The organism is Pseudomonas sp. 5P_5.1_Bac1, from assembly GCF_025466015.1.
Lineage (GTDB): Bacteria > Pseudomonadota > Gammaproteobacteria > Pseudomonadales > Pseudomonadaceae > Aquipseudomonas.
Genome location: NZ_JANLNX010000050.1, coordinates 189,216 through 210,069, shown reverse-complemented (window position 1 = coordinate 210,069; position 20,854 = coordinate 189,216). Strand labels below are relative to the sequence as shown.

General features: G+C 62.1%; 20 protein-coding genes. 10 read left to right on the top strand and 10 right to left on the bottom strand.

Annotated features, from left to right (window positions below):
- Positions 1–10 precede the first annotated feature (10 nt).
- Positions 11–568: a sugar ABC transporter ATPase gene (locus tag NTD82_RS10720; RefSeq protein ID WP_262128723.1), complete on the bottom strand. Its 558-nt coding sequence runs from the start codon at positions 566–568 to the stop codon at positions 11–13.
- Positions 569–586: 18 nt separating this feature from the next.
- Positions 587–1,357: a sulfite exporter TauE/SafE family protein gene (locus NTD82_RS10715; RefSeq protein ID WP_262128745.1), complete on the bottom strand. Its 771-nt coding sequence runs from the start codon at positions 1,355–1,357 to the stop codon at positions 587–589.
- A 114-nt stretch (positions 1,358–1,471) separates the two neighbouring features.
- Between NTD82_RS10715 and NTD82_RS10710 the strand changes: the two genes are divergently transcribed.
- The 7 genes from NTD82_RS10710 (at position 1,472) to NTD82_RS10680 (ending at position 5,807) form a co-directional block, all read left to right on the top strand.
- Positions 1,472–2,371 carry a LysR family transcriptional regulator gene (locus NTD82_RS10710; protein ID WP_262128722.1) on the top strand — a complete coding sequence of 300 codons (900 nt, stop codon included), beginning with the start codon at positions 1,472–1,474 and terminating at the stop codon, positions 2,369–2,371.
- Positions 2,372–2,411: 40 nt separating this feature from the next.
- The gene (locus tag NTD82_RS10705; RefSeq protein ID WP_262128721.1) at positions 2,412–3,188 is read left to right on the top strand and encodes a transglutaminase-like domain-containing protein; all 777 of its coding nucleotides are present in this window, start codon (positions 2,412–2,414) and stop codon (positions 3,186–3,188) included.
- Between the two features lie 162 nt (positions 3,189–3,350).
- Positions 3,351–3,545 (top strand): PAAR domain-containing protein, encoded by a 195-nt coding sequence (locus tag NTD82_RS10700; RefSeq protein WP_095154231.1) that lies wholly within the window; start codon positions 3,351–3,353, stop codon positions 3,543–3,545.
- Positions 3,546–3,550: 5 nt separating this feature from the next.
- Complete coding sequence (locus tag NTD82_RS10695) at positions 3,551–3,967, top strand: hypothetical protein (RefSeq protein ID WP_095154232.1); 417 nt, start codon at positions 3,551–3,553, stop codon at positions 3,965–3,967.
- A 243-nt stretch (positions 3,968–4,210) separates the two neighbouring features.
- On the top strand, positions 4,211–4,639 hold the full coding sequence (locus tag NTD82_RS10690) for a hypothetical protein (RefSeq protein ID WP_262128720.1): 429 nt from the start codon (positions 4,211–4,213) through the stop codon (positions 4,637–4,639).
- Between the two features lie 244 nt (positions 4,640–4,883).
- The gene (locus NTD82_RS10685; RefSeq protein ID WP_262128719.1) at positions 4,884–5,312 is read left to right on the top strand and encodes a hypothetical protein; all 429 of its coding nucleotides are present in this window, start codon (positions 4,884–4,886) and stop codon (positions 5,310–5,312) included.
- Between the two features lie 69 nt (positions 5,313–5,381).
- The gene (locus NTD82_RS10680; protein ID WP_262128718.1) at positions 5,382–5,807 is read left to right on the top strand and encodes a hypothetical protein; all 426 of its coding nucleotides are present in this window, start codon (positions 5,382–5,384) and stop codon (positions 5,805–5,807) included.
- A 63-nt stretch (positions 5,808–5,870) separates the two neighbouring features.
- On the opposite strand, the gene NTD82_RS10675 is transcribed toward NTD82_RS10680, so the two are convergent.
- From NTD82_RS10675 to NTD82_RS10640, 8 genes are read right to left on the bottom strand one after another with little or no spacing between them, the layout of a single operon-like run.
- Complete coding sequence (locus NTD82_RS10675) at positions 5,871–7,085, bottom strand: DUF1302 family protein (protein WP_262128717.1); 1,215 nt, start codon at positions 7,083–7,085, stop codon at positions 5,871–5,873.
- A gap of 3 nt (positions 7,086–7,088) precedes the next feature.
- The gene (locus tag NTD82_RS10670; RefSeq protein ID WP_262128716.1) at positions 7,089–10,235 is read right to left on the bottom strand and encodes an outer membrane lipoprotein-sorting protein; all 3,147 of its coding nucleotides are present in this window, start codon (positions 10,233–10,235) and stop codon (positions 7,089–7,091) included.
- Positions 10,236–10,264: 29 nt separating this feature from the next.
- Positions 10,265–11,314: a flavin-containing monooxygenase gene (locus tag NTD82_RS10665; protein ID WP_262128715.1), complete on the bottom strand. Its 1,050-nt coding sequence runs from the start codon at positions 11,312–11,314 to the stop codon at positions 10,265–10,267.
- Positions 11,315–11,659: an acyl carrier protein gene (locus tag NTD82_RS10660; protein ID WP_095154239.1), complete on the bottom strand. Its 345-nt coding sequence runs from the start codon at positions 11,657–11,659 to the stop codon at positions 11,315–11,317. It lies immediately after the preceding gene.
- Positions 11,656–13,431: a fatty acyl-AMP ligase gene (locus NTD82_RS10655; protein WP_262128714.1), complete on the bottom strand. Its 1,776-nt coding sequence runs from the start codon at positions 13,429–13,431 to the stop codon at positions 11,656–11,658. Before NTD82_RS10655 ends, NTD82_RS10660 begins: the two co-directional genes overlap by 4 nt.
- A complete protein-coding gene (locus NTD82_RS10650) occupies positions 13,428–14,618 on the bottom strand; it encodes a cysteine desulfurase family protein (RefSeq protein ID WP_262128713.1) in 1,191 nt (396 codons plus the stop codon). The genes NTD82_RS10655 and NTD82_RS10650 overlap by 4 nt, the downstream gene beginning before the upstream one ends.
- An 11-nt stretch (positions 14,619–14,629) precedes the next feature.
- Entirely contained in the window at positions 14,630–14,989 is a 360-nt protein-coding gene (locus NTD82_RS10645; protein ID WP_262128712.1) for an iron-sulfur cluster assembly scaffold protein, read from the bottom strand.
- A gap of 28 nt (positions 14,990–15,017) precedes the next feature.
- The gene (locus NTD82_RS10640; RefSeq protein ID WP_262128711.1) at positions 15,018–16,193 is read right to left on the bottom strand and encodes a hypothetical protein; all 1,176 of its coding nucleotides are present in this window, start codon (positions 16,191–16,193) and stop codon (positions 15,018–15,020) included.
- 429 nt (positions 16,194–16,622) lie between these two features.
- Here NTD82_RS10640 and xseA point away from each other — a divergent pair, with 429 nt between their 5' ends.
- The 3 genes from xseA to leuA all read left to right on the top strand — a co-directional run bounded on the left by xseA (position 16,623) and on the right by leuA (position 20,829).
- Entirely contained in the window at positions 16,623–18,002 is a 1,380-nt protein-coding gene (xseA, locus tag NTD82_RS10635) for an exodeoxyribonuclease VII large subunit (protein WP_262128710.1), read from the top strand.
- Between the two features lie 4 nt (positions 18,003–18,006).
- A complete protein-coding gene (locus tag NTD82_RS10630) occupies positions 18,007–18,831 on the top strand; it encodes a peptidoglycan DD-metalloendopeptidase family protein (protein WP_262128709.1) in 825 nt (274 codons plus the stop codon).
- 324 nt (positions 18,832–19,155) lie between these two features.
- A complete protein-coding gene (leuA, locus tag NTD82_RS10625; RefSeq protein ID WP_262128708.1) occupies positions 19,156–20,829 on the top strand; it encodes a 2-isopropylmalate synthase in 1,674 nt (557 codons plus the stop codon).
- Positions 20,830–20,854 lie beyond the last annotated feature (25 nt).

Sequence of the window (20,854 nt, the reverse complement as noted above, 5' to 3'; positions counted from 1 at the left end):
GGGCCTTCGGTCAGTTGACTGGCCGCTTCACCCGCACCACCGCCACCGGCTGATCCAGCCAGTCGGCGAAGGCGTCGAGGAAGGTCTGTTTGAAATCGGCGTCGGCCCACCCGTTGAAGATGAAGCCCAGGTTGGAAAAGGCACACGGCTGCAGAAACAAAAAGCCGTTGATGTCGTCTTCATGGCCGCATTCAGGGCAGGTGAAGTTATCGGTCTGCGCCGGCATCCAGTCTTCCAGGCTGTCGAACAGCGCCTCGCCGACCTCCCGGCGACATTCCGGGCAGCCCGCTTCTTCGAGGAAATCATCCAGCGGCGTATAGATGCAGCGCTTGGTGATGACTTCCAGCCCATTGATGCGCTTGCCATACGGCAGCAATTCCGGCCGCTCCACCACCTTGCGCGCACCTTCGCCGATGGCGTGGCCCATGCGGCTGCCGGTGAGGCCGCAGGTGCTGAGGCCCTCTTCGACGATCTTCTCGCGTACCAGCCAGCGCAGGATGGCTCGCGCACGGGCTTCGTGCACGGGGATGGTGGACATGCGGGGAACGATGATGCTCTGGGTAATCATGACAGCGGCCAGACGTGCTCAAAGCTGCCAGTTTACCTCACTCAGGTAACGACCGATCAGCGCGATGCCGCTGCCCAGCACCAGCCAGGTCACCAGGCGCACGAAGGCTTCGCGGGACATGTTCAGGGTCAGCCGGCGGCCGATGCGCAGGCCGAGGAACATCATCGGCAGCAGGCACACCGCGAGCAGCAGCAACGGCCCGTCGGCGTAGACCCCGGCGATCAGGAACAGACTCAGGCGCACCACGGTGCTGCAACTGATCAGCGCACTCTGGGTCGCCCGCGCCTGCTCGGTGGAAGTCAGGCGGGCATTGAGGTACAGCGCATATAGAAAACCGCCGCTGCCGAACAACGCGCCGAACAGGCCGCCCACTGTCCCCGTCGGCACCGCCCAGGCCGGTGCCAGGTTGGCCGGTTTGACCTTCACCGCCAGGCTATAGAGTGCGTAGGCAGTGACGAACAGGCCCATCAGCAACATCAGCACATCGGCCTTGAGCTTGAGCAGAAAAATCACCCCGAGGGTGCAGCCCAGCGCCATGAACGGCAGCAGGCGCAGCAATTCGCTCCTGACCACCGCCTTGCGCGACGGCAGCCAGTTGCCGAACGCGGCGACGAAATCCAGCAGCACCAGCAACGGAATGATCTGCGACAGCGGCATGAAGTTGATCAGCACCGGCCCGGCCACCAGCGCAGTGCCGAAGCCAGCGATGCCGAACACCACATAGGCGGCGGCCACACCGAGCAGGATCGGCAGCCAGTCGAGGGTAGAAAACGGCAATTGGGCGAACAGATCCGACAGCATTCGGGAGGCACCTTGCAGAAGTTTCAGATCACCTTAACCAGTCGGCACCTATGCCGACTAATATGCAATATCGCCATCAGCCATCTCGAAACGGCATAGCTCATGATTTCTACCCGCCAACTGCGCTACTTCGTTGAAATCGCCGAAAGCGGCAGCTTCAGTGCTGCCGCCGAACGCCTCTTCATCGCACAGTCGGCCCTGAGCCGGCAGGTCCGCGAACTGGAGCAGCAACTGGACACAGCCCTGTTCGAACGCACCGCGCGACAACCGCGCCTGACCGCTGCTGGTTTGGCCTTCCTGCCACGGGCCCGCCATCTGCTGCAGGACCTGGACAAGGCCAGTACCCTCGCCCGCGAGGTCGGCCAGGGCTTGCGCGGCAGCCTGCGCCTGAGCCATTCGAGCACGGTGCCGCTCACCGGCACGCTGCTGCAACGGCTGGGCGGCTATCTGCGCGAGAACACCGGGGTCTCCATGGAAATAGCCCAGCTTTCGTCCGAAGGCCAACTAGAAGAGTTGGCCGACGGTCGTCTGGATATCGGCCTGCTACGCCTGCCGGTGCTGCGCCAGCATGAAGGCCTGTGCGTGGAGCCGCTGTTCGAAGAGCCGCTGCTGCTGGCGGTAGCCGATACCCACCCGCTGGCGACGCACAACAGCGTGCACCTGCAAGACCTGCGGGAAGAACCGTTCATCTCCATCCCCCATCGTCAGCGCGGCGGTCTGAGTTACCTGTCGGCGGAACTGTGCATGAGCGCTGGTTTTTTCCCACGGCCAGCGCGGGTGGTGTCGCGCAAGACCACCCAGTTGCAATTGATCCAGGCCGGCTTCGGCGTCGCCTTGCTGCCGCGCTGCATGCAGGACATCGCCCCGACGTCGGTACGTTTTCTGCCGATGGCCGACCCGGGCTGCGTCAGCACCGTCGCCATCGCCTACAGACGAGACGCCGGACCGCTTGTGAGGCAATTCCTCAGTCATATCCACGACGCGACCTTGACCCTGAAGTAGCTACAGGGTCCAGCCTAGGCAAAAACACGGAGGCTTTGCCATGAGTACACAGAAGGATCAGGACTATCTGCAACGCACCGGGATACTCGATTTCGACGCCCCGGCGATCGCTCACCTCATCGACACCCGCGGCTGGCGCCAGTTGCCGCCCGAACAGGCGGCCCGCGCCGTCTACGAGTTCTGCCGCGATGAAATCCTGTTCGGCTACAACGCCGGCGCCGACAGCCTGCCGGCGTCGGCGATCCTCAAGGAAGGCCTGGGCCACTGCAACACCAAGTCGAACCTGCTGATGGCCTTGCTGCGCGCCCTCGGCATTCCCTGCCGGCTGCGCGCCTTCACCATCGACAAACGCCTGCAGAAAGGTGCCATGACCGCCTTCGTCTACTTCATGGCGCCTCGGGAAATTCTCCACACCTGGGTCGAGGTCGAGTTGCATGGCCAGTGGGTGGTGCTCGAAGGGGTGATCCTTGATGAGCAATACCTGCGCGCGGTACAGAACAGGTTCAGCAACTGCCAGCACGCGTTCCTCGGCTATGCCGTGGCCACCCCGTCCCTGGCCGAACCTGCGGTGCAATGGACCGGACGCGACACCTACATCCAGCGCGAAGGCATTGCCCGGGAACTCGGGCTGTACGCATCGCCGGACGATTTCTACCGCGAGCACAAGACCAACCTGAACGGCGTGAAAGGCTGGCTGTACCACAACTTCTTCTACAAGGTGCTCAACGACAACGTGCGGCGTATCCGCGAAGGCGCGCTGGAGGGTGCCGGCAGCCAGGCCTGTGCTCACCAGGACAGCACCGCGAGAATTAAGTGATTTCCCACCAACCGTAGAGAACGGTCCTACATAACCTTCCAACCATAGTGCCCATCCTCTGGCCGGTCGGCCTGCAGACCTTCAGAAAACCTGAAGGCTCTCGCAGGCCATACCCCGTATTCGAATACGACTCGAGTACCCAGCCATGAGGAACTCAACCCTATGCAAGGCTACTTCATCCGCATCGGCGACAAGACAAGCTGTGGTGGCAAGGTCATCGAAGGCAGCAGCGGCACCATAATGGGAGGACTGCCCCAATCGCGCCTAGGTGACACCGTCACCTGTGGCGTCACCGGCGGCTTCTTCCAGATCGTCGGAGGTGTGCCATGGATACTCATCCCGCACCTTAAGGCCTGAAGCCGATGGGAAAGTTGGGGATTTTCGTAGCTAGCCTGCTGGGGCTGTGGCTCGCCTCCGAATGGTGGGAAAAAGGCCTTGCCTCCGCTAAAAGAGAACCAAGACTAAGCCCAAACGGATGCTCAAGCCTTCAGACCTTCAAACCTTTCTGGTTGTTGCCCGACATACTGCACCGTGAATTTGCACCCAACGACGATGGCGAGGGTCAATGGTTTCCCACTTGGGAATCACCCGGTTTCTACCGCTTATATGACAATTACAACAACCAACTGATCGGCGAAACCGTCATCTATGACCTTGCATATTCCGGAGGCAGATTGAGCTGGGACCGTGGCGGAGGCGTATGGGTCGGAATGACCTACGTCGGCCCTAGCATCCGGGATTGCATCGGAGCCAAACCTGTTCCCCAAAATGAGCACTGAACAATCCCGCACCTTAAGTCCTGAGGCCTGCTGCTCAGCGCAGCAGGCCTCGTTCATTCCGACGTCACCCGCTTCGAGCGAGGTTTTGTCGGCTACGCCATCACCGACAAAGTAGGCAACCGACGAATCCACCATGGTTAGAAATTATGATTTCAGGGAATACAGGAAAAAAACCGGCATGGACGGCGGCGACGTTCTCTACCCCGATGTGCTGTGGAAGAGCGTTGATATGGGAGAGGCCCCTTGAAATCGATCTGGAAAAGCTTGGCTATTTGCACAGCCATCATCCCCGCTCTCTGGCTCGCATCCGAGTGGTGGGAAAAAGGCTTGGCCTCCCCAATGGATGAAGCTGAGAACAGCCCAAACTTGTGTTCCCGTATCCAAACCTTCAAACCATTTTGGTTGCTGCCCGATATTTTCCATCGTGAGTTGGCACCCAACGATGGCGCAAAACTTCGATGGTTTCACTTCTGGAAGGTTCCTGGCTTCTACCGCTTATATGACAACTACAACAACCAACTGATCGGCGAAACCGTCATCTATGACCTTGCATATTCCGGAGGTAGATTGAGCTGGGACCGTGGCGGAGGTGTATGGGTTGGAATGACCTACGTCGGCCCTAGCATCCGGGACTGCATCGGCGCCAAACCTGTGCCCCAAAGTGAGCACTGAACAATCTCGCGCCTTCAAGGCCTGAGGCCTGCTGCTCAGCGCAGCAGGCCTCGTTCATTCCGACGTCACCCGCTTCGAGCGAGGTTTTGTCGGCTACGCCATCACCGACAAAGTAGGCAACCGACGAATCCACCATGGTTAGAAATAATGATTTCAGGAAATACAGGAAAAAAACCGGCATGGACGGCGGCGACGTTCTCTACCCCGATGTGCTGTGGAAGAGCGTTGATATGGGAGAGGCCCCTTGAAATCGATCTGGAAAAGCTTGGCTATTTGCACAGCCATCATCCCCGCTCTCTGGCTCGCATCCGAGTGGTGGGAAAAAGGCTTGGCCTCCCCAATGGATGAAGCTGAGAACAGCCCAAACTTGTGCTCCCGTATCGAGACCTTCAACCCCTTCTGGTTGCTGCCCGATATTTTTCATCGTGAATTAGCACCCAACGATGGCGCAAAACTTCGATGGTTTCACTTCTGGAAGGTTCCTGGCTTCTACCGCTTATATGACAACTACAACAACCAACTGATCGGCGAAACCGTCATCTATGACCTTGCATATTCCGGAGGTAGATTGAACTGGGACCAAGGCGGAGGCGTATGGGTCGGAATGACCTACGTCGGCCCTAGCATCCGGGACTGCATCGGCGCCAAACCTGTGCCCCAAAGTGAGCACTGAACAATCCCGCACCTTAAGGCCTGAGGCCGGCTGCTCAGCGCAGAAGATTATTGATTTGGGAGATCAACCTTGAATCGGCGTTCTGGCAAAGGCCTCTTAATTTTCGTTGCTGCCATCACCTGTCTTTGGTTTTCCTCCGAATGGTGGGAAAAAGGCTTCGCTTCTCCATGGGGAGAAATCAGACAAAGTCCAAACGGCTGCTCCAGTCTTCAGGCCTTCGAACCTTTCTGGTTATTGCCAGACATACTGCATGGCCAAACCATTCCCAATGAAGATGGGAGAGTACAATGGCCGCACACATGGGAACTACCCGGCTTTTACCGCCTGTATGACAATTACAATGGGCAATTGATTGGTGAGACCGTTATATACGACCTGGCTTTTTCCGGCGGGCGCCTGAACTGGGACCAAGGCGGAGGCGTATGGGTCGGAATGACCTACGTCGGCCCTAGCATCCAGGATTGCATCGGCGCCAAACCTGTTCCCCCACAGTGAGCACTAAACAATTCCGAACCTTAAAGCCTGAGGCCGGCTGCTCAGCGCAGCCGGCCCGCCGCCTCAGAACACCAGACTCAACTCCATGAACGTCACGCTGTTCTTCTTCCTCACCCCGAAATAACTCTGCCGGGCGCCGTGGAAGTAATCCACGCCCGCCCCCAACTTCACCGAGTCAGTGAGCGAATAGCTGGCCCGTGGCCGAACCACATAACTGCTGCCGGTGAGGTCGGCTACGGCGGACACTTCCAGCTTCAGCCGCTCATTGAAGAACATGTCGGAAATCCGTGTGGTCAGTCCCCAGTCGCGGCGGCCGAACTCGGAATTCAGGCGATCCTCGCCCTCTTCGATCAGCCGCAAAATCCCGCTGTCAGCCGGCTCCCGGTAGTCGCGAAAGACCCCGAACAGTTGCAGATTGACGTTGGCCGACTCGCCGAAATTACGGTCGGCGCCCACCACGATCCGCGTGCTTTTGCGCCGTTCGTCACGGCACCCCGAACAGTCCAGCGACAAACGCTCGTGAGCGAACTCGCCGCGTACCGTCCACTCCCCCGCGGCCCAGGCAAAGTCCGCACCGATGGCGCGCTTGCGTTCATAGGCGCTGATAAAACGCAGCGCCGGCGTCAGCACCGCCTGATAACGCGGCGCCCGCTCATAGCCATCGAACCACGACAGCGACCAGTCCAGGCTGTCGCCGGCATGGTCGAGTTTCAGTGCCGTTTCGAGGGCATCGGGTTCGTCGCGCTTGTCCAGGTTGCTCGGCAGGGTTCCCTGAGGCATGCGGTTGGCGTCGAAATCCGCCAGCACTGCGGTCAGCGACAGGCTGTCATTGAAGCCATGGCGAACCTGAACCGCATTGAGGCCCATGCGCTGCTCGTCGTCCTCGGGCACCAGCAGGGTGAAGTCCCGCGGCGACAGGTAATCGGTGGGATTGATCCGGTCCGAACGCCCCCAGGCGATGACCTGCCGTCCCACTCGCCAGCGCCACGCATCGTTGCCGGTTTCGATATAGCCATCGCGCAGGCGGCCGCTGTAGCCGTCCGCCTGCCCGCTGTCGTCGATCCCGGCCCGCGCCGCGAGCACCAGGCGCGTCTGCTCGGCGAGATCGAGGTTCCAGTTGATCAGGCAGGTGCCTTTGGCGATGTCGCCGTGGTCGTCCAGATTGCGGTTGGACGACCAGTAGCCGGTGCGGCACTCACCGAACGGCAGGCTCTGCGAGCGGGCAAACTCGCTGAAGGCGCCGACGGCGGCAAACAGGATAAGCAGTTGGGCGCGCATGGTTCACTCTTGCCGTTCGAGGTAGCCGTTGGTGAAGTAGTTGTCGCTCACCGCGACGTTGGCTTCGAAGCTGTCCATCCGCACGGTGGTCGAGTGGCCGGTCTGGTGATTGCTGACCTTGACCAGCATCGGCTGGTACTTCTGTCGCGCCGTATCGACCGCCTTCAATTCGCTGCTGAGCACGGTTTTCTGTAGTGCCTGGCTGGCGTCGTAAAGCTCCGTGCGGACCGCCACGAAGGAGTCGTTGGCAACCCAGCTGATGCGCTTCGAATAGCCGGTGTTGCTGGCGATTTCTGCGGACTTTGGCAGCGACTCGATGACCTGGGTGGCAACGCCGTCCCAGGTCTCCTCGCGCAGCAGGCGGTGGGTCCAGTCTTGGGGCTTGTGGCCGATCAGGTCGCCGTAGGTCAGGTCGGTGCCGACGAAGCTGCGGTTGTTGTTGCTGCTGGCCAGACGCCGGGCCTTTTTCAGGGTCGGCAGGTACACCCAGACATCATCCTGCGAGGATTTTTCGATGATCAGCGTGGTGGTGTTGCGCACATCGCCCGGCGACAGGAAACGTATGACCCGGCGGTTGTGCGTGCCGTCATCCTGCAGGCGGGTCGCGGCGAAGGTCTTGCGCACCCGCTCCTGGCCGGAGGCGTTGGTCAGGGTGAAGGTCGATTGCGACAGGGAGCTGTCCATGCGCGTCGCCTGGTAGCTGCGCGACATGATGTCGTCGGCATTGGCGTCCGCGGCCAGCGCGCTGTCCGGGCGCAGCAGCAGGCCGATGGCAAGGGCAAACAGCAGCGGCAGGACCGCGCCAGGCAGTGGCTTTTTCATCGCTTGGGCTCGCAGGAAGGTTGGCGGGAAGGCCTTCATCAGCGCCGGGATCAGCACCAGAGCGCACAGCGCGCTGACGATCATCGACAGCACGATGAGGAAGCCGAACCAGATGTGGATGTAGAAGTTGAACGACAGCATCAGCACCGAGTAGCCGCCGGCAATCGCCGTGGCGACATAGACCACCGCCTTGCCGGCGGTGCGCATGGTTTCCCGCAGGGCCCGGTCGAAATCCTCGACCCGCTGCAGTTCCTCGCGCATGCGGTAGAGGATGTAGATGGCGTAGTCGGCGCCGATCCCGATGGCCATGGCCGACGCCACCGAGTTGGGGGTGTTGAGCGGAATGCCGGTGGCGCCCATTACGCCGAGGTTGACCAGTACGGTGACCGCCAGCGGCACGACCAGGTAAACGCCGCCCATCAGCGAGCGGAACACCAAGGCGCCGGCCAGCAGGATCACGCCCATCATCTGCAGGATGTTCATGATCTTGCCGTGCACCAGGGTTTCGCTGAGGGCCGACGACTGCGGAACGCTGCCGCCGATCTGCACCTTCACCCCCGGCGGCAGGCGCTCCTGCACGAAGCCGCGAATCGCCTGCACCAGGCCGGCGGCGTAGGTGCTGCTGTCGTTGCGGGTCCAGACGATCAGGCTGGCGTTGCGGTACTCGTAGTCGATGTAGGCGTCGAAGTCAGTGGGATCGCCGGACATGGAGTACAGCAGCAGGTACTGCGAAACCATGTCCTGGGCGTCCGGCACGCGGAAGTAGCGCGGGTCGCCTTCGTTCATCGACTGGCTCATCTGCTTGATGAAATCGACGATGGAGGTGGTCTTGCCGACGTCCGGCAGGGTTTCGACAAACCGCTGGGTGTCTTCGATCAGGCGCAGGGTGTGCGGGTCTTTCAGGCTGTCGGTCTGCAGGCCCTGGAACACCACGTAGAGGGTGTTGGTCCCGGCCAGCTTGCGGTTGAGGAATTCATCGTCCTGATACACCGCCAGGCCGCGGCCGAAATAACTCTTGGTCGAGTTTTCCTTGTTGAGGAACAGCAGGCCGATGGAGGACAGCAACGCGACCGCCATGAACAGCGAAACGATCAGCCCGCGGCGCTTGAGGATCAGCCCGGTCAGGTGGTCGGCGAGGCGATCCCAGACCCTCGGCCCCTTGACGTCTGGTGCCTTGACCGCAGGCGCCGGCAGGTAACTGCGCAGGGCCGGGATAAACGTCAGCTCAATGAACAGCGCGCTGAGAATGCCAAGGCCGGTGAACAGGCCAAAGGTGCGGATGGTGGCGATCTCGAAGGTGACCAGGGAAAAGAAGCCCAGCACCGCCACGCCCCCCGCCGTCAGCATCACCGGCGCGGCCCGGCTGAGGGACTGGATAATCGCCTGGTCGTTGAGCTGCTGCGGCGAGCCCGGCGCGCCGCCGAGGGTGAGCTTGTCGTACTCCTCGTAATAGCGCTTGAGGATCTGCACGGCATGCCCGGCGGCGACCGCGAGGATCAGGATCGGCGTGGTGGCGTTGAACGCATCCATCGGCACGCCGACCGCGCCCATGATGCCCAGCCCCCAGATCACCGCGAGCACCGCGGTGAGCAGCGGCAGGATCAGGCCCTGCACGGTGCGGAAGGCTTCCAGGTGGATCAGGCCGATGATCAGCAGGGCGATGGGAAACAGAATGGCCATGCGCTGGGCGAAGCGTTCCACCGCGGCGAAAAACACCGGCGAGCCACTGGCGGTGATTTTCAGGTCCGGCGCGCGGTGTTCGTCGATGACCTTCTGCACCCCGTCCATGATCTTGCGGAAACCGCCCTGGTCGGCGTGGATCGCAAACGACAGCGACACCAGGCTGCCATCCTCCGACACCAGCGTGCCGCGATACACCGGATTATTGGCGAGGCGCTCCTGCAGGCGGGCGATGGCGCCGGGGTCGATCGGTGTGTCCAGCAGCGGTTCGACGCGCATTTCGTCGGCGGCCCCCGCAATCGACTTGGCCTTGTTCGCCGTGACGCTCATCAGCGTATGGCCCTTGACCCCGGGCAGCGTACTGATCTGCGTGGAAAGCTCGCCGAGGGTCGTGAGAATGCGCGGGGTCAGCGCGCTACCGCCCTCCGCCGCACTGATGCCGATGACCACCACATGCTTGGAACCAAACAGCGATTCGGCCAGGTTGGTGCCGATCACACTCGGGTGCGCCTGCGGCAACATGGTGTTGGGGTTGATGACGATCTGCAGGTTTCTGACCTGGGTGGCGAACACTACCGTGGCCAAACTCAGGGCAATAAGAACCCACAACCGGGATCTGACGATCCAGGCAACTGTATTTCTTATCATGTTCAACTCATCCTTCAGATGAACTGCGGTTAGTTGCCCAGATACTCCCGGACATATTCGACGACGCGGGCAGCGTCGTTATTGGCGCCGACCACAAGTTCCGACGCGCGACAACTCAGCCACTTGCGGCCCATCAGGAAAAAGCCCAGTTGCGGCGTGCGGCCTTCGTGGCCGATACCGACGCCAAAGGCTTCGGCGCCGGGCAGTTGAATCCAGCCGGTGTCTTCCCGATAACCGTTGCACCAGATCACCGCCTGGACCGGCTCGTGATGCGGGTCCTGGAAGATCAGCCCGGTTTCATCGGCATCGATGGCGCGTGCTCTGATCTCCACACCCCGTTGTGCCAGTGCGTTGTTGTTGGCACTCGCCACCGGAATCGGATCGCGCTTTCTGATGATTCCCGCGACCCAGGTATCGTGCTGGGCCGACAGGATTCCCAGGCTGTTCAACCACCAGAACACGTCCTTGCCCAGCACCCGATTCGGCACCAGCTTGCGCTGACGCCCACAGGCCAAAATCACCCTGTGTTGCGCGGCCAGTTCCAGGGCGATCTGCCGCCCGCTGGCGCCGTCACCGACCACGGCGATCCGAGAGCCGGCGGGCATAAAGCCGGCATCGCGAAACTCGCCGGCGGTCAATTGCACGACCCGCGGATCGAGCTTCCGCGCAAAACCGGGCACGACCGGCGCCTGGTTGGAGCCGGTGGCATTGATCACGCTGCGGCAGCGAATGACTTCGCCATTTTCCAGCAGTGCCTCGAAGCCGTTTGCAACCGCGCTCAACCGCGCCACGCGGGTAGCGAAGGACACCCGCACCTGCTTCGCCCGGGCGAACGCTTCCAGGTAATCGGCAAATTCATGGCCTGAGGCATAGCCCTCGGGGTCGCCGAGCATCGGCAGATCCGCCAGACGACAGAACTGCCGCGAGGTGAACAGCCGCAGGCTGGCAGGCCGTTGCCGCCAGACCTCGCCGGCGCGCGGACCGGCATCGAGCACCCGGTAGTCGATGCCGGCCCGCGCCAGTAAATGCCCGCACAGCAGGCCCGATTGCCCGCCGCCGATAACGAGACAGTCGAGCATTCAGACCCCCAGCGCGGCTTTCAGGTCGAGGGATTCGCCGGACAGCTCCGACCAGACAAAGCTGGCCAGGGCGCCGACGGTGACGAAGTCATAGGCGGCGGTCGGGTCGAGGGCGATACCCAGGTGCCGCTCCAGCGCTGCCACCAGTTCGACCCGGGCCACCGAGTCGAGGCCGATATAGTCGAACGACAGGTTGTCGTGGATTTCTTCGACGAAATCCGGCTGATGCACCCGCAGGTAATCCCGCAGGCGTGTCTTGATCAGCGCTTTGACGGCGGCCAGGCCTTCCTCCGCGGACCAGGCGGCATTGGGCAACGGGACGGTCAGGTTCAGATCGGCGGTCATGGCGCGATAGCCTCCAGGCAGGACGGGGTCGGTTGGCGGGTGGAGTGGATCAGCAGGCGGTGCTGTTCGATGCTGCCGTCGAGGTGACGGCTGGCGCACAGATGACGCTGCACCTTGCCGCTTGAGGTGCGCGGAATCGCGCCCTGGTACAGGTAGGCGATGTCTTCCAGGCGCACTTCGTGGGCGGCCATCAGCACCGCACGCAACTGGCGAGTGAGACTCGGGAAATCCAGGTCGCCGGCGCTGCGGTCGCGACGGGGAAACTCGATCCAGGTAACCACCTGCGGGCTCGGGCCGGCCTCGACGGCGAACACCGCAATGGCGACCTCGCCGAGTGCTGGATGCACATCGCGCAGGCTGGTTTCCAGGTCATGGGGGTGAACATTGCGTCCGCGCAGAATGATCAATTCCTTGATCCGGCCGGCGATATACAGGCTTCCATCGTGGACAAAACCCAGGTCGCCGGTGCGCATCCACGGGCCTTGGCCGCAAGCGGTGGTGGCGCCGAAGGTGGCAGCGCTGGCCTGGGCGTTGGCCCAGTAACCTGAGGCGACGCTGGGGCCGGAAAACCAGACCTCGCCCGTCTGGCCGTCGTCGACGCGGCGACGGCTGTCGGGATCGACGATTGCCACCTGATGATCACGCACCACAGGACCGCAATTGACCAGGGCCTGCGCGTCCTGATCGACCTCGCTGGCGATGATGGCGATGCCGTTTTCCAGGTCCTTGCGGGCGACGTTCAGCACCCTTTGCCCATTCGCCGCCACGCCACCGGACACGATCAGGGTCGCTTCCGCCAGGCCGTAGCACGGCGTGACCGTTCCCGTGCGCAGGCCGTAGCGGGCGAACTTTTCTTCGAAACGCTCCAGCACCGTGGCGCTGATCGGTTCGGCACCGCAGAAGAGCACGCGCAGCGCCGACAGGTCCAGTTGCGCCGCCGTGCGCTCGTCGACCTCGGCCTGCACGCACAAGGCCAGGGCGAAGTTCGGTGCTCCGGTAGCCGCTGCGCCGTACTGGCTGAGCAAGGTCAGCCAGCGCAGCGGCCGCTGCAGGAAATGCAGCGGCGACATGAACACATAGTGGCCGCCCAGGGAGATGGGTTGCAGCAGCGCGCCGATCAGGCCCATGTCGTGAAACTGCGGCAACCAGCCAGCGCCGACAACACCCTCGCCCAGTTGCAGGACGGAATGGATCGCGCGCTCGTTGGCGATCAGTTGCGAGTGCCGGACCATCACGCCCTTGGGCACACCGGTGGAGCCAGAGGTGTATTGGATGAACGCCAGTTGCTCAGGGTCCGGGCGGGTCAGTTGCGCACAGGCCGGGTTTGCAGCAAGCGGCTCGCAGTAAAACTTCAGGTCCTCACGCCGGCCCAGTCCTTCGGCGATCGAGGTTTGCAGCTCGGGCACGGTCAATACTGCAGCGGCGCCGGCGTTTTCCACGATCTGTCCGAGGCGGGTGTAGTGATGGCTGTTGCGCGCCAGATTGGCCGGAATCGACACCGCTCGCGCATAAGCACAGGCGAAGAACGCCACGATGAAATCCAGCCCGGTGGGAAACAGCAGCAGGACATTCCTGTGCGCCAGCCCGGCGTCGCGCAGAACCGTCGCATAGCCCGTGGCGCGCTGGTGCAACTCGCCGTAGCTGAGCACCTGCCGGTCCTCCTCCTTGTGGCCGACGAAGGTGTAGGCCGGCGCGTCGGGCTGGGACGCCGCGTAGTGATCGAGGCAGTCGAGGATGGTGCCGGCGCGGTCCAGCGGGATCAGTCGGCTCATGCTGACACCTCTCCGCTGATCCGCCGCAGCATGCGGATCCCCGCCTCGACCGCGCCGACGAAACGTTCGAGGCTGTCCTCGGTGGTCAGCGGACCGAGGCTGACGCGCATGGTCGACTGGATCGCCGCCTCGCCAAGTCCCATGGCCACCAGCACATGGGACAGCGACTTGGCGTTGTTGCTGGAACAGGCGGAACCAAGCGAGACCTGGATGCCATGCATCTGGTCCAGCAGCGCCGCCAGGGACTCGGCGCGAATCCCCGCGATGCACACGCTGAGGGTATTGGGCGCCTGCTTCGCCGGGTCCGCCGAGCCATGGATGGTCACGCCGGGAATCCGCAGTTGCAGTTGCTCGATCAGGTGCTCGCGGTAAATGCCCATGCGCGCGATGGTGTCGGGCATGGCCGCTGCCGCCACCTCGGCGGCCACGCCCATGGCAGTGACCAGCGCCGACGCTTCGGTGCCGCCGCGCAACCCACCCTCCTGGCCGCCGCCGTGCAGCAGCGGCTCAAGGACCACGCCGCTGCGCATGTACAGGCCGCCGACGCCCTTGGGCCCGCAAAACTTGTGCCCGGCGAACGACAGGGTGTCGATACCCAGCGCCTGGACATCCACGGGTATCTTGCCCACCGCCTGCACGCCATCGACATGGAAATGGATGCCGCGACCCTGCAGTACCCGGGCGATCTCGCCCACCGGCTGCAAGGTGCCGACTTCGTTGTTCATCAGCATGATCGAGACCAGCCGGGTGTTTTCCCGCAGGGCCTGGCGTACCCGCTCCGCGCTCACCAGGCCTTCACGGTCCGGCGCCAGGCGGGTGATCTCGAAGCCGAAGACCCGCTCCAGGTGAGCGGCGATCTCGAGAATCGACGAATGCTCGATCGCCGAAATGATGAGGTGGGTGGGCTGTGCCACTCGACCGATGGCGCCGCAGGCGAGCAACGAGCCCTTGATCGCCCAGTTGTTGGCCTCGGTTCCTCCCGAGGTGAAGGTCAGCTCGGCCGGCGCGCAGTTCATCAAACCGGCGACCTGTTGCCGTGCGATGGCCAGGGCGTTGCGGTTCTGTTTGGCCAGCGTGTAGACGCTCGACGGGTTACCGAAGTGGTTCAAGGCCTCGCTCAGTGCATGAGAGGCTTCCTTGTACATCGGTGTCGTTGCGTTGTAATCGAAATAACCGTGAGTCGACATCCTGTTCTTCCTCAGGCGGCGTTGTATTGCCGTAGCTGGATAAAGAGTGACTTGAGCATTTCCAGGCAATGATGTTGCGAAGGTTCTATTTCGCCTAACATCTGTTGCATGTCGGTACTGGTAATAGCCTCGAGCGTATCGAGGGACTTACCGTCTATCTGCGCGCAGAATATATTTCCGGTGGCCAGGGAAGTTGCACAGCCCCAGGCCTGATAACGAACATTCTGAATAGCGCGATCGAGCACTTCGAACTGCACGCGAATACGGTCGCCGCACACCGGATTACCCAGCTCGATGGCGGCGACCTGTTCATCAACTTCGGCGGCGTATACAGGGTCGGAAAAGTTTCTGACGATAATATCGTTGAACATACAAAGTCCTTTTGCGAGGTCCACACTATCAACTGGCGATCGGGCAGGTGCTCGAGGTTTGTCCGTCCATGGTTTTTTCCAGGTTTACCGCACAGCAACCGAACTCCAGCGACGATGGCGCGCGCATCACATATTCCATGCGCTGGCCACTGCGTCCCGACGGACTTTCACCCGGCAGCAGGATGACGACGTCCTCGGTCAGGATCATTCCCGGCGTCGCCAGCGCCAGCGGATCGAGAATCCCCAGCACGCCCTTCTCGCCCGGCGCGACTTCACGGCTCAGGTCGTTCATGTCGCGCACGGTGAAGTGCACATAGGGCGAAACGTGCTTGACCTGGTGTTCGTCATCAATGGCCATGACGTTGGATTCCACCAGCGCGTAGATGTCGCGCACCGAACCCGGATCGATGCCGAGGTATTCCTGACACATCAGGTTGAATTCGCGGCGCGAAATCATCTGCCCGGTAAAGCGCTTCCAGCCGCCGAGGGTGATCACCCGGCTGCCGCGGTCCAGAGTCAGGCGCTGGCCGGTCTGCTTGAGGAACTGCAGCAGGCGATAGATCAGGAACGGCGGGCCGATGATGTGGCGGGTGAACTGGTTTTCCCAGCCCTTGAGCTGTTCGATGGCCTGCTCGGGAACGAAGCGCTCCTGCTTGACCATGAACCGATGGGTATCGAGCATGCCGGCGAGCATGTTCAGTGCCTTGATCATGCCCATCTCCGGGATTTCCTCAGTGGACGGGCAGATATACAAGCCCGCGCCTTTGGAAATACCGAGGAACTCGCGGTACATGGCATAGATCGCCACCACCGCAACATCGACGGTTTCATGGCAGCGCCGGGAAATACTCGGAATACCGCTGGTGCCGGTGCTGCGCATTTCGTGTTCGATCTGCGCAAGCGGCTTGGACAGCAACTCGTGACTGCTGGCGGACTTGAACTTGGCGATCGGCACCAGCGGAATGCGGATCAGGTCATCGAAGGTCGCGATGCTGTCTTCATTAATGCCCTTGCTGTTACAGGCCTGCCGATAATAAGCATTGTTGCGGTAGTGAAAACGGAAGGCATCGACAATCAACGACGTCTTGATCTCATCGAGCGTGTTCTGCGGCAATCGATAAAGTTCCGAAACCGATGCTGCCGCCGCTTTCAACGGGTCGATACCCAACGCTTTCAGGCGTGCGGAGAAATCGCTGCTGTTCATGAAGTTCCTCATTTCCATTGATGTTTATTGTAAAAACACACAAGCGCAGGTAGCCACGAACCGAACGGACAACGTTCGATAATGTTATTGATGTTTTTCAACGCCCAGCCGACAGCGCAACAGCGGCCCTTCAATCAGGCCGGGTTGTACGGGCGAACTTACGGGCACGCGAAAAGTTACGCTTCGCGTATTAAGGGAGGGGGATCAGGGATCGTTCATTTCATCAACATCCTTGTTGAAGATCACAAACCAAGGCGGTTTGTGCGGTCCATTGAATACTTCGATGAGCGGACGATAAACCCTCTAGTGACTTCAGAGTCAAGCAGTGACTTACAAAGATCGCTGTAATTTCTACAGGCTTTCAGAGTGTTGTCCTATGTACCGGATAGGCAGGACACCCCACCCCGCGATCCTTTATAGTGCCGCCCCATGATCAGAGACCCTTTCGAACGCCTCGGCCTCGACCGTGAAGTCCTCACCGTCAGCCAACTCAACGGCCGCGCCCGCGTGCTGCTGGAAGATGTTTTCAGCAGCATCTGGGTCGAGGGCGAGATATCCAACCTCGCCCGCCCGGCTTCCGGCCACATCTACTTCACCCTCAAGGACAGCGGCGCCCAGGTGCGTTGCGCGCTGTTTCGCAATAACGCCGCGCGGGTTCGCCAGGCGTTGCGCGATGGCCTGGCGGTCAAGGTGCGCGGCAAGGTCTCGCTGTTCGAAGGCCGCGGCGACTACCAACTGATCCTCGACACCGTGGAGCCGGCCGGTGACGGCGCGCTGCGCCTGGCCTTCGAAGCATTGAAAGAGAAGCTCAGCGCCGAAGGCCTGTTCGCCGCCGAACGCAAGCGCGCCCTGCCCGCTCACCCGCAACGCATCGGCATCATTAGCTCGCCCACCGGCGCGGTGATCCGCGACATCATCAGCGTGTTCCGCCGCCGCGCGCCGCAGGTCGAGCTGAACCTGATCCCCACCGCCGTGCAAGGCCGCGAAGCCATCGGGCAGATTGTCCGCGCCCTGCAAAAAGCTGACGCCCAGGGCTTCGACGCACTGATCCTGGCCCGTGGCGGCGGTTCGCTGGAAGACCTCTGGTGCTTCAACGAAGAAGCCGTGGCCCGCGCCATCGCCGCCTGTGTCACGCCCATCGTCAGCGCCGTCGGCCATGAAACCGACGTGTCCATCAGTGACTTCGTCGCCGACGTCCGCGCCCCGACGCCCTCGGCCGCCGCCGAGCTGCTGGCGCCGGACAGCAGCGACCTGCAACGCCGCCTGGAAAGCCTGCAACGGCGCCTGCTGCTGCGCATGCAAAGCCGCCTGAGCCACGATCGCCTGCGCCTCGACAGCCTGGCCCGGCGCCTACGTCACCCCGGCGAACGGCTGCGCCAGCAGGCGCAGCGTCTGGACGACCTCGACATGCGTTTGCGCCGCGCCTTCGAGCAGCGCCTGAACCGGCGCCGCGAGCGTCTGGCGCGACTCGACACGCGCCTCGCCGCGCAGCATCCCGGCCGCACCCTGGCGCTGCTCAAGGAACGCCTCGACAACCTCGCCGAGCGCCTGCCACGCGCCATGCGCGACACCCTCAAGGATCGCCGCCAACAGCTCCAGAGTCAGGTGCAAATGCTCGAAGTGGTCAGCCCGCTGGCGACGCTGGGTCGCGGCTACAGCATCCTCCTCGACGAGCGCGGCCAGGCGATCCGCAGCGCCGCGCAGACGCACAACGGCCAGCGCCTGAAAGCCCGCCTGGGCGAAGGCGAATTGCTGGTGCGGGTCGAAGACAACCACCAGACGCCGGTCACGCTTTCCCTACTGGACTGAATCCATGCCAAGACTGTTCGCCTCGCTGCTCCTGCTCTGCCTGACCTTCGCCAGCAGTGCCCAGGCCAGCTACATCACCCGTCAACTGAACAAGCCGGTACCCGGCGGCGTCGCCGTGGTCGACCTCGGCCCGTCCGCCCAGCCACTGACCGCCCGTTTCGACGGCAAGCCAGTATTGGTGGTCAAGGAACAGGACAACTGGCTGGCCATCGTCGGCATTCCGCTGACCCAGAAGCCGGGCGCCGCCAGCCTAACCCAGGGCAGCCGCACGCTGAATTTCAACGTCGGCAGCAAGAAGTATCAGGAACAGCGCATCACCCTGAAAAACCAGCGCCAGGTCAACCCGAACCCGGCCGACCTCAAGCGCATCGACGCCGAACTGGCCGAGCAACTGAAGGCCTATCGCAGTTTCAGTCCCGGTACGCCAAGCAACCTGCTGCTGGACAAACCGGTCAGCGGACCGCTGTCGAGCCGCTTCGGCGTGCGCCGCTTCTTCAACGGTGAAGAACGCAACCCGCATTCCGGCCTGGACTTCGCCGTACCCGCCGGCACACCGATCAAGACCCCGGCCAACGGCAAGGTGATCCTCACCGGCAACTACTTCTTCAACGGCAACACCGTGTTCGTCGATCACGGCCAAGGCTTCATCAGCATGTTCTGCCACCTGTCGAAAATCGACGTGAAGACCGGCCAGGTCGTGAGCCGCGGCGCGGTGGTCGGCAAGGTCGGCTCCACCGGCCGCGCCACCGGTCCGCACATGCACTGGAACATCAGCCTCAACGATGCGCGGGTCGATCCGGCAATTTTCATCGGTGCTTTCCAGCCCTGAGCCAGCGCTGGAACGGCGTGCTTGCGCCAATCAAAAAGACCGCGCAACCGACGCGGTCTTTTTCGTTACAACCCGCGATTAAATGTCGATAAAAAGCTGTTTCCGCACATTTCTATCAATTTTCCCCAGGTGCTTGCCATCTTTCACCCCACTGGTTAGGGTTGAGGGCATGAAAACCGCCAAAACCCTCATCCTGCTCCGCCAACACCGCAGCCTTTGCCTGGTCAGTGCACGACTACCAAGCTGAATCGCGTCGCCTCGCCCCTTCCAAAAAAATTCGTATCCGGCAGGCCCGTTCCAGGCCGCATTTAAAGGATTGCTCTGATGTCCATGCTCAAAGACCCTTCGAAGAAATACCGCGCCTTCCCGACCATCGACTTGCCTGACCGTACCTGGCCGTCGAAGACCATCACCCAGGCGCCGATCTGGTGCAGCTCCGACCTGCGCGACGGCAACCAGTCGCTGATCGAGCCGATGGATGCCGAGAAGAAGCTGCGTTTCTGGAAGACCCTGGTCAGCGTTGGCGTGAAAGAGATCGAGGCATCGTTCCCGTCCGCCTCGCAAACCGACTTCGACTTCGTGCGTACCCTGATCGAAGACGGCCACATCCCTGACGACACCACCATCCAGGTCCTGACCCAGGCTCGCGAAGACCTCATCGCGCGTACCTTCGAGTCCCTGCGTGGCGCGAAAAAAGCCATCGTCCACCTGTACAACGCCACCTGCCCGTCGTTCCGTCGCATCGTCTTCAACCAGGACAAGCAAGGCGTGAAGGACATCGCGGTGAACGCGGCCAAGCTGTTCGTCAAATATGCCGCCCAGCAGCCTGAAACCAACTGGACCTTCGAGTACTCGCCAGAAACCTTCAGCGCCACCGAACTGGAGTTCGCCAAGGAAGTCTGCGACGCGGTCATCGAAGTGTGGAACCCGACCCCGGACCACAAGATCATCCTCAACCTGCCGGCCACCGTCGAAGTCTCGACGCCGAACGTCTACGCCGACCAGATCGAATGGTTCTGCCGCAACGTCAACCGCCGCGACAGCGTGCTGATCAGCCTGCACACCCACAACGACCGTGGCACCGGCGTCGCCGCCACCGAACTGGGCCTGATGGCTGGCGCCGACCGCGCTGAAGGCTGCCTGTTCGGCAACGGCGAGCGTACCGGTAACGTCGATTTGGTGACCCTGGCGTTGAACCTCTACACCCAGGGCATCGACCCTGAGCTGGACTTCTCCGACATCGACGGCGTGCGCAAGGTCGTCGAGGAATGCAACCAGTTGCCGGTGCACCCACGTCACCCGTATGTCGGCGACCTGGTTCACACCGCGTTCTCCGGCTCGCACCAGGACGCCATCCGCAAGGGCTTCACCCAGCAGAAAGAAGGCACCCTGTGGGAAGTGCCGTACCTGCCGATCGACCCGGCCGACATCGGCCGCAGCTACGAGGCGGTGATCCGCGTCAACAGCCAGTCCGGCAAGGGCGGTATCACCTACCTGCTCGAACAGGAATACGGCATCAGCCTGCCGCGCCGCATGCAGATCGAGTTCAGCCAGGTCGTCCAGGGTGAAACCGACCGCCTGGGCCTGGAAATGACCGCCCAGCAGATCTACAACCTGCTGCACCGCGAATACCTCCAGGCCAACGCACCGTATGCGCTGGTCAGCCATCGCCTGCAGGAAGAAAACGGCCACAGCGCCGTGGAAGTGGAAGTCGCCGGTGAAGGCGAGACCACCCTGCACTGGCGCGGCAAGGGCAACGGCGCCCTGGAAGCCCTGGTTGCCGGCCTGCCGGTCGCCGTGGAAATCATGGACTACAACGAACACGCCATCGGCGCCGGCACCAACGCCAAGGCCGCGGCGTACATCGAACTGCGCGTTGCCGGTGGTCGTCCGGTGCACGGCGTGGGCATCGATGAAAACATCACCACCGCCAGCTTCAAGGCCCTGTTCAGCGCGCTGAACCGCTCCCTGAGCCAGCAGGCGGCGAAGGCGGCGTAAGCCAGACCGCGCTGTCGTCACACTG

Bases quoted from the DNA above. Each gene is read 5' to 3' on its own strand.
- NTD82_RS10720 (WP_262128723.1), bottom strand. From the start codon at position 568: ATGATTACCCAGAGCATCATCGTTCCCCGCATGTCCACCATCCCCGTG.
- NTD82_RS10710 (WP_262128722.1), top strand. From the start codon at position 1,472: ATGATTTCTACCCGCCAACTGCGCTACTTCGTTGAAATCGCCGAAAGC.
- NTD82_RS10705 (WP_262128721.1), top strand. From the start codon at position 2,412: ATGAGTACACAGAAGGATCAGGACTATCTGCAACGCACCGGGATACTC.
- NTD82_RS10700 (WP_095154231.1), top strand. From the start codon at position 3,351: ATGCAAGGCTACTTCATCCGCATCGGCGACAAGACAAGCTGTGGTGGC.
- NTD82_RS10695 (WP_095154232.1), top strand. From the start codon at position 3,551: ATGGGAAAGTTGGGGATTTTCGTAGCTAGCCTGCTGGGGCTGTGGCTC.
- NTD82_RS10675 (WP_262128717.1), bottom strand. From the start codon at position 7,085: ATGCGCGCCCAACTGCTTATCCTGTTTGCCGCCGTCGGCGCCTTCAGC.
- NTD82_RS10670 (WP_262128716.1), bottom strand. From the start codon at position 10,235: ATGATAAGAAATACAGTTGCCTGGATCGTCAGATCCCGGTTGTGGGTT.
- NTD82_RS10665 (WP_262128715.1), bottom strand. From the start codon at position 11,314: ATGCTCGACTGTCTCGTTATCGGCGGCGGGCAATCGGGCCTGCTGTGC.
- NTD82_RS10660 (WP_095154239.1), bottom strand. From the start codon at position 11,659: ATGACCGCCGATCTGAACCTGACCGTCCCGTTGCCCAATGCCGCCTGG.
- NTD82_RS10655 (WP_262128714.1), bottom strand. From the start codon at position 13,431: ATGAGCCGACTGATCCCGCTGGACCGCGCCGGCACCATCCTCGACTGC.
- NTD82_RS10650 (WP_262128713.1), bottom strand. From the start codon at position 14,618: ATGTCGACTCACGGTTATTTCGATTACAACGCAACGACACCGATGTAC.
- NTD82_RS10645 (WP_262128712.1), bottom strand. From the start codon at position 14,989: ATGTTCAACGATATTATCGTCAGAAACTTTTCCGACCCTGTATACGCC.
- NTD82_RS10640 (WP_262128711.1), bottom strand. From the start codon at position 16,193: ATGAACAGCAGCGATTTCTCCGCACGCCTGAAAGCGTTGGGTATCGAC.
- xseA (WP_262128710.1), top strand. From the start codon at position 16,623: ATGATCAGAGACCCTTTCGAACGCCTCGGCCTCGACCGTGAAGTCCTC.
- NTD82_RS10630 (WP_262128709.1), top strand. From the start codon at position 18,007: ATGCCAAGACTGTTCGCCTCGCTGCTCCTGCTCTGCCTGACCTTCGCC.
- leuA (WP_262128708.1), top strand. From the start codon at position 19,156: ATGTCCATGCTCAAAGACCCTTCGAAGAAATACCGCGCCTTCCCGACC.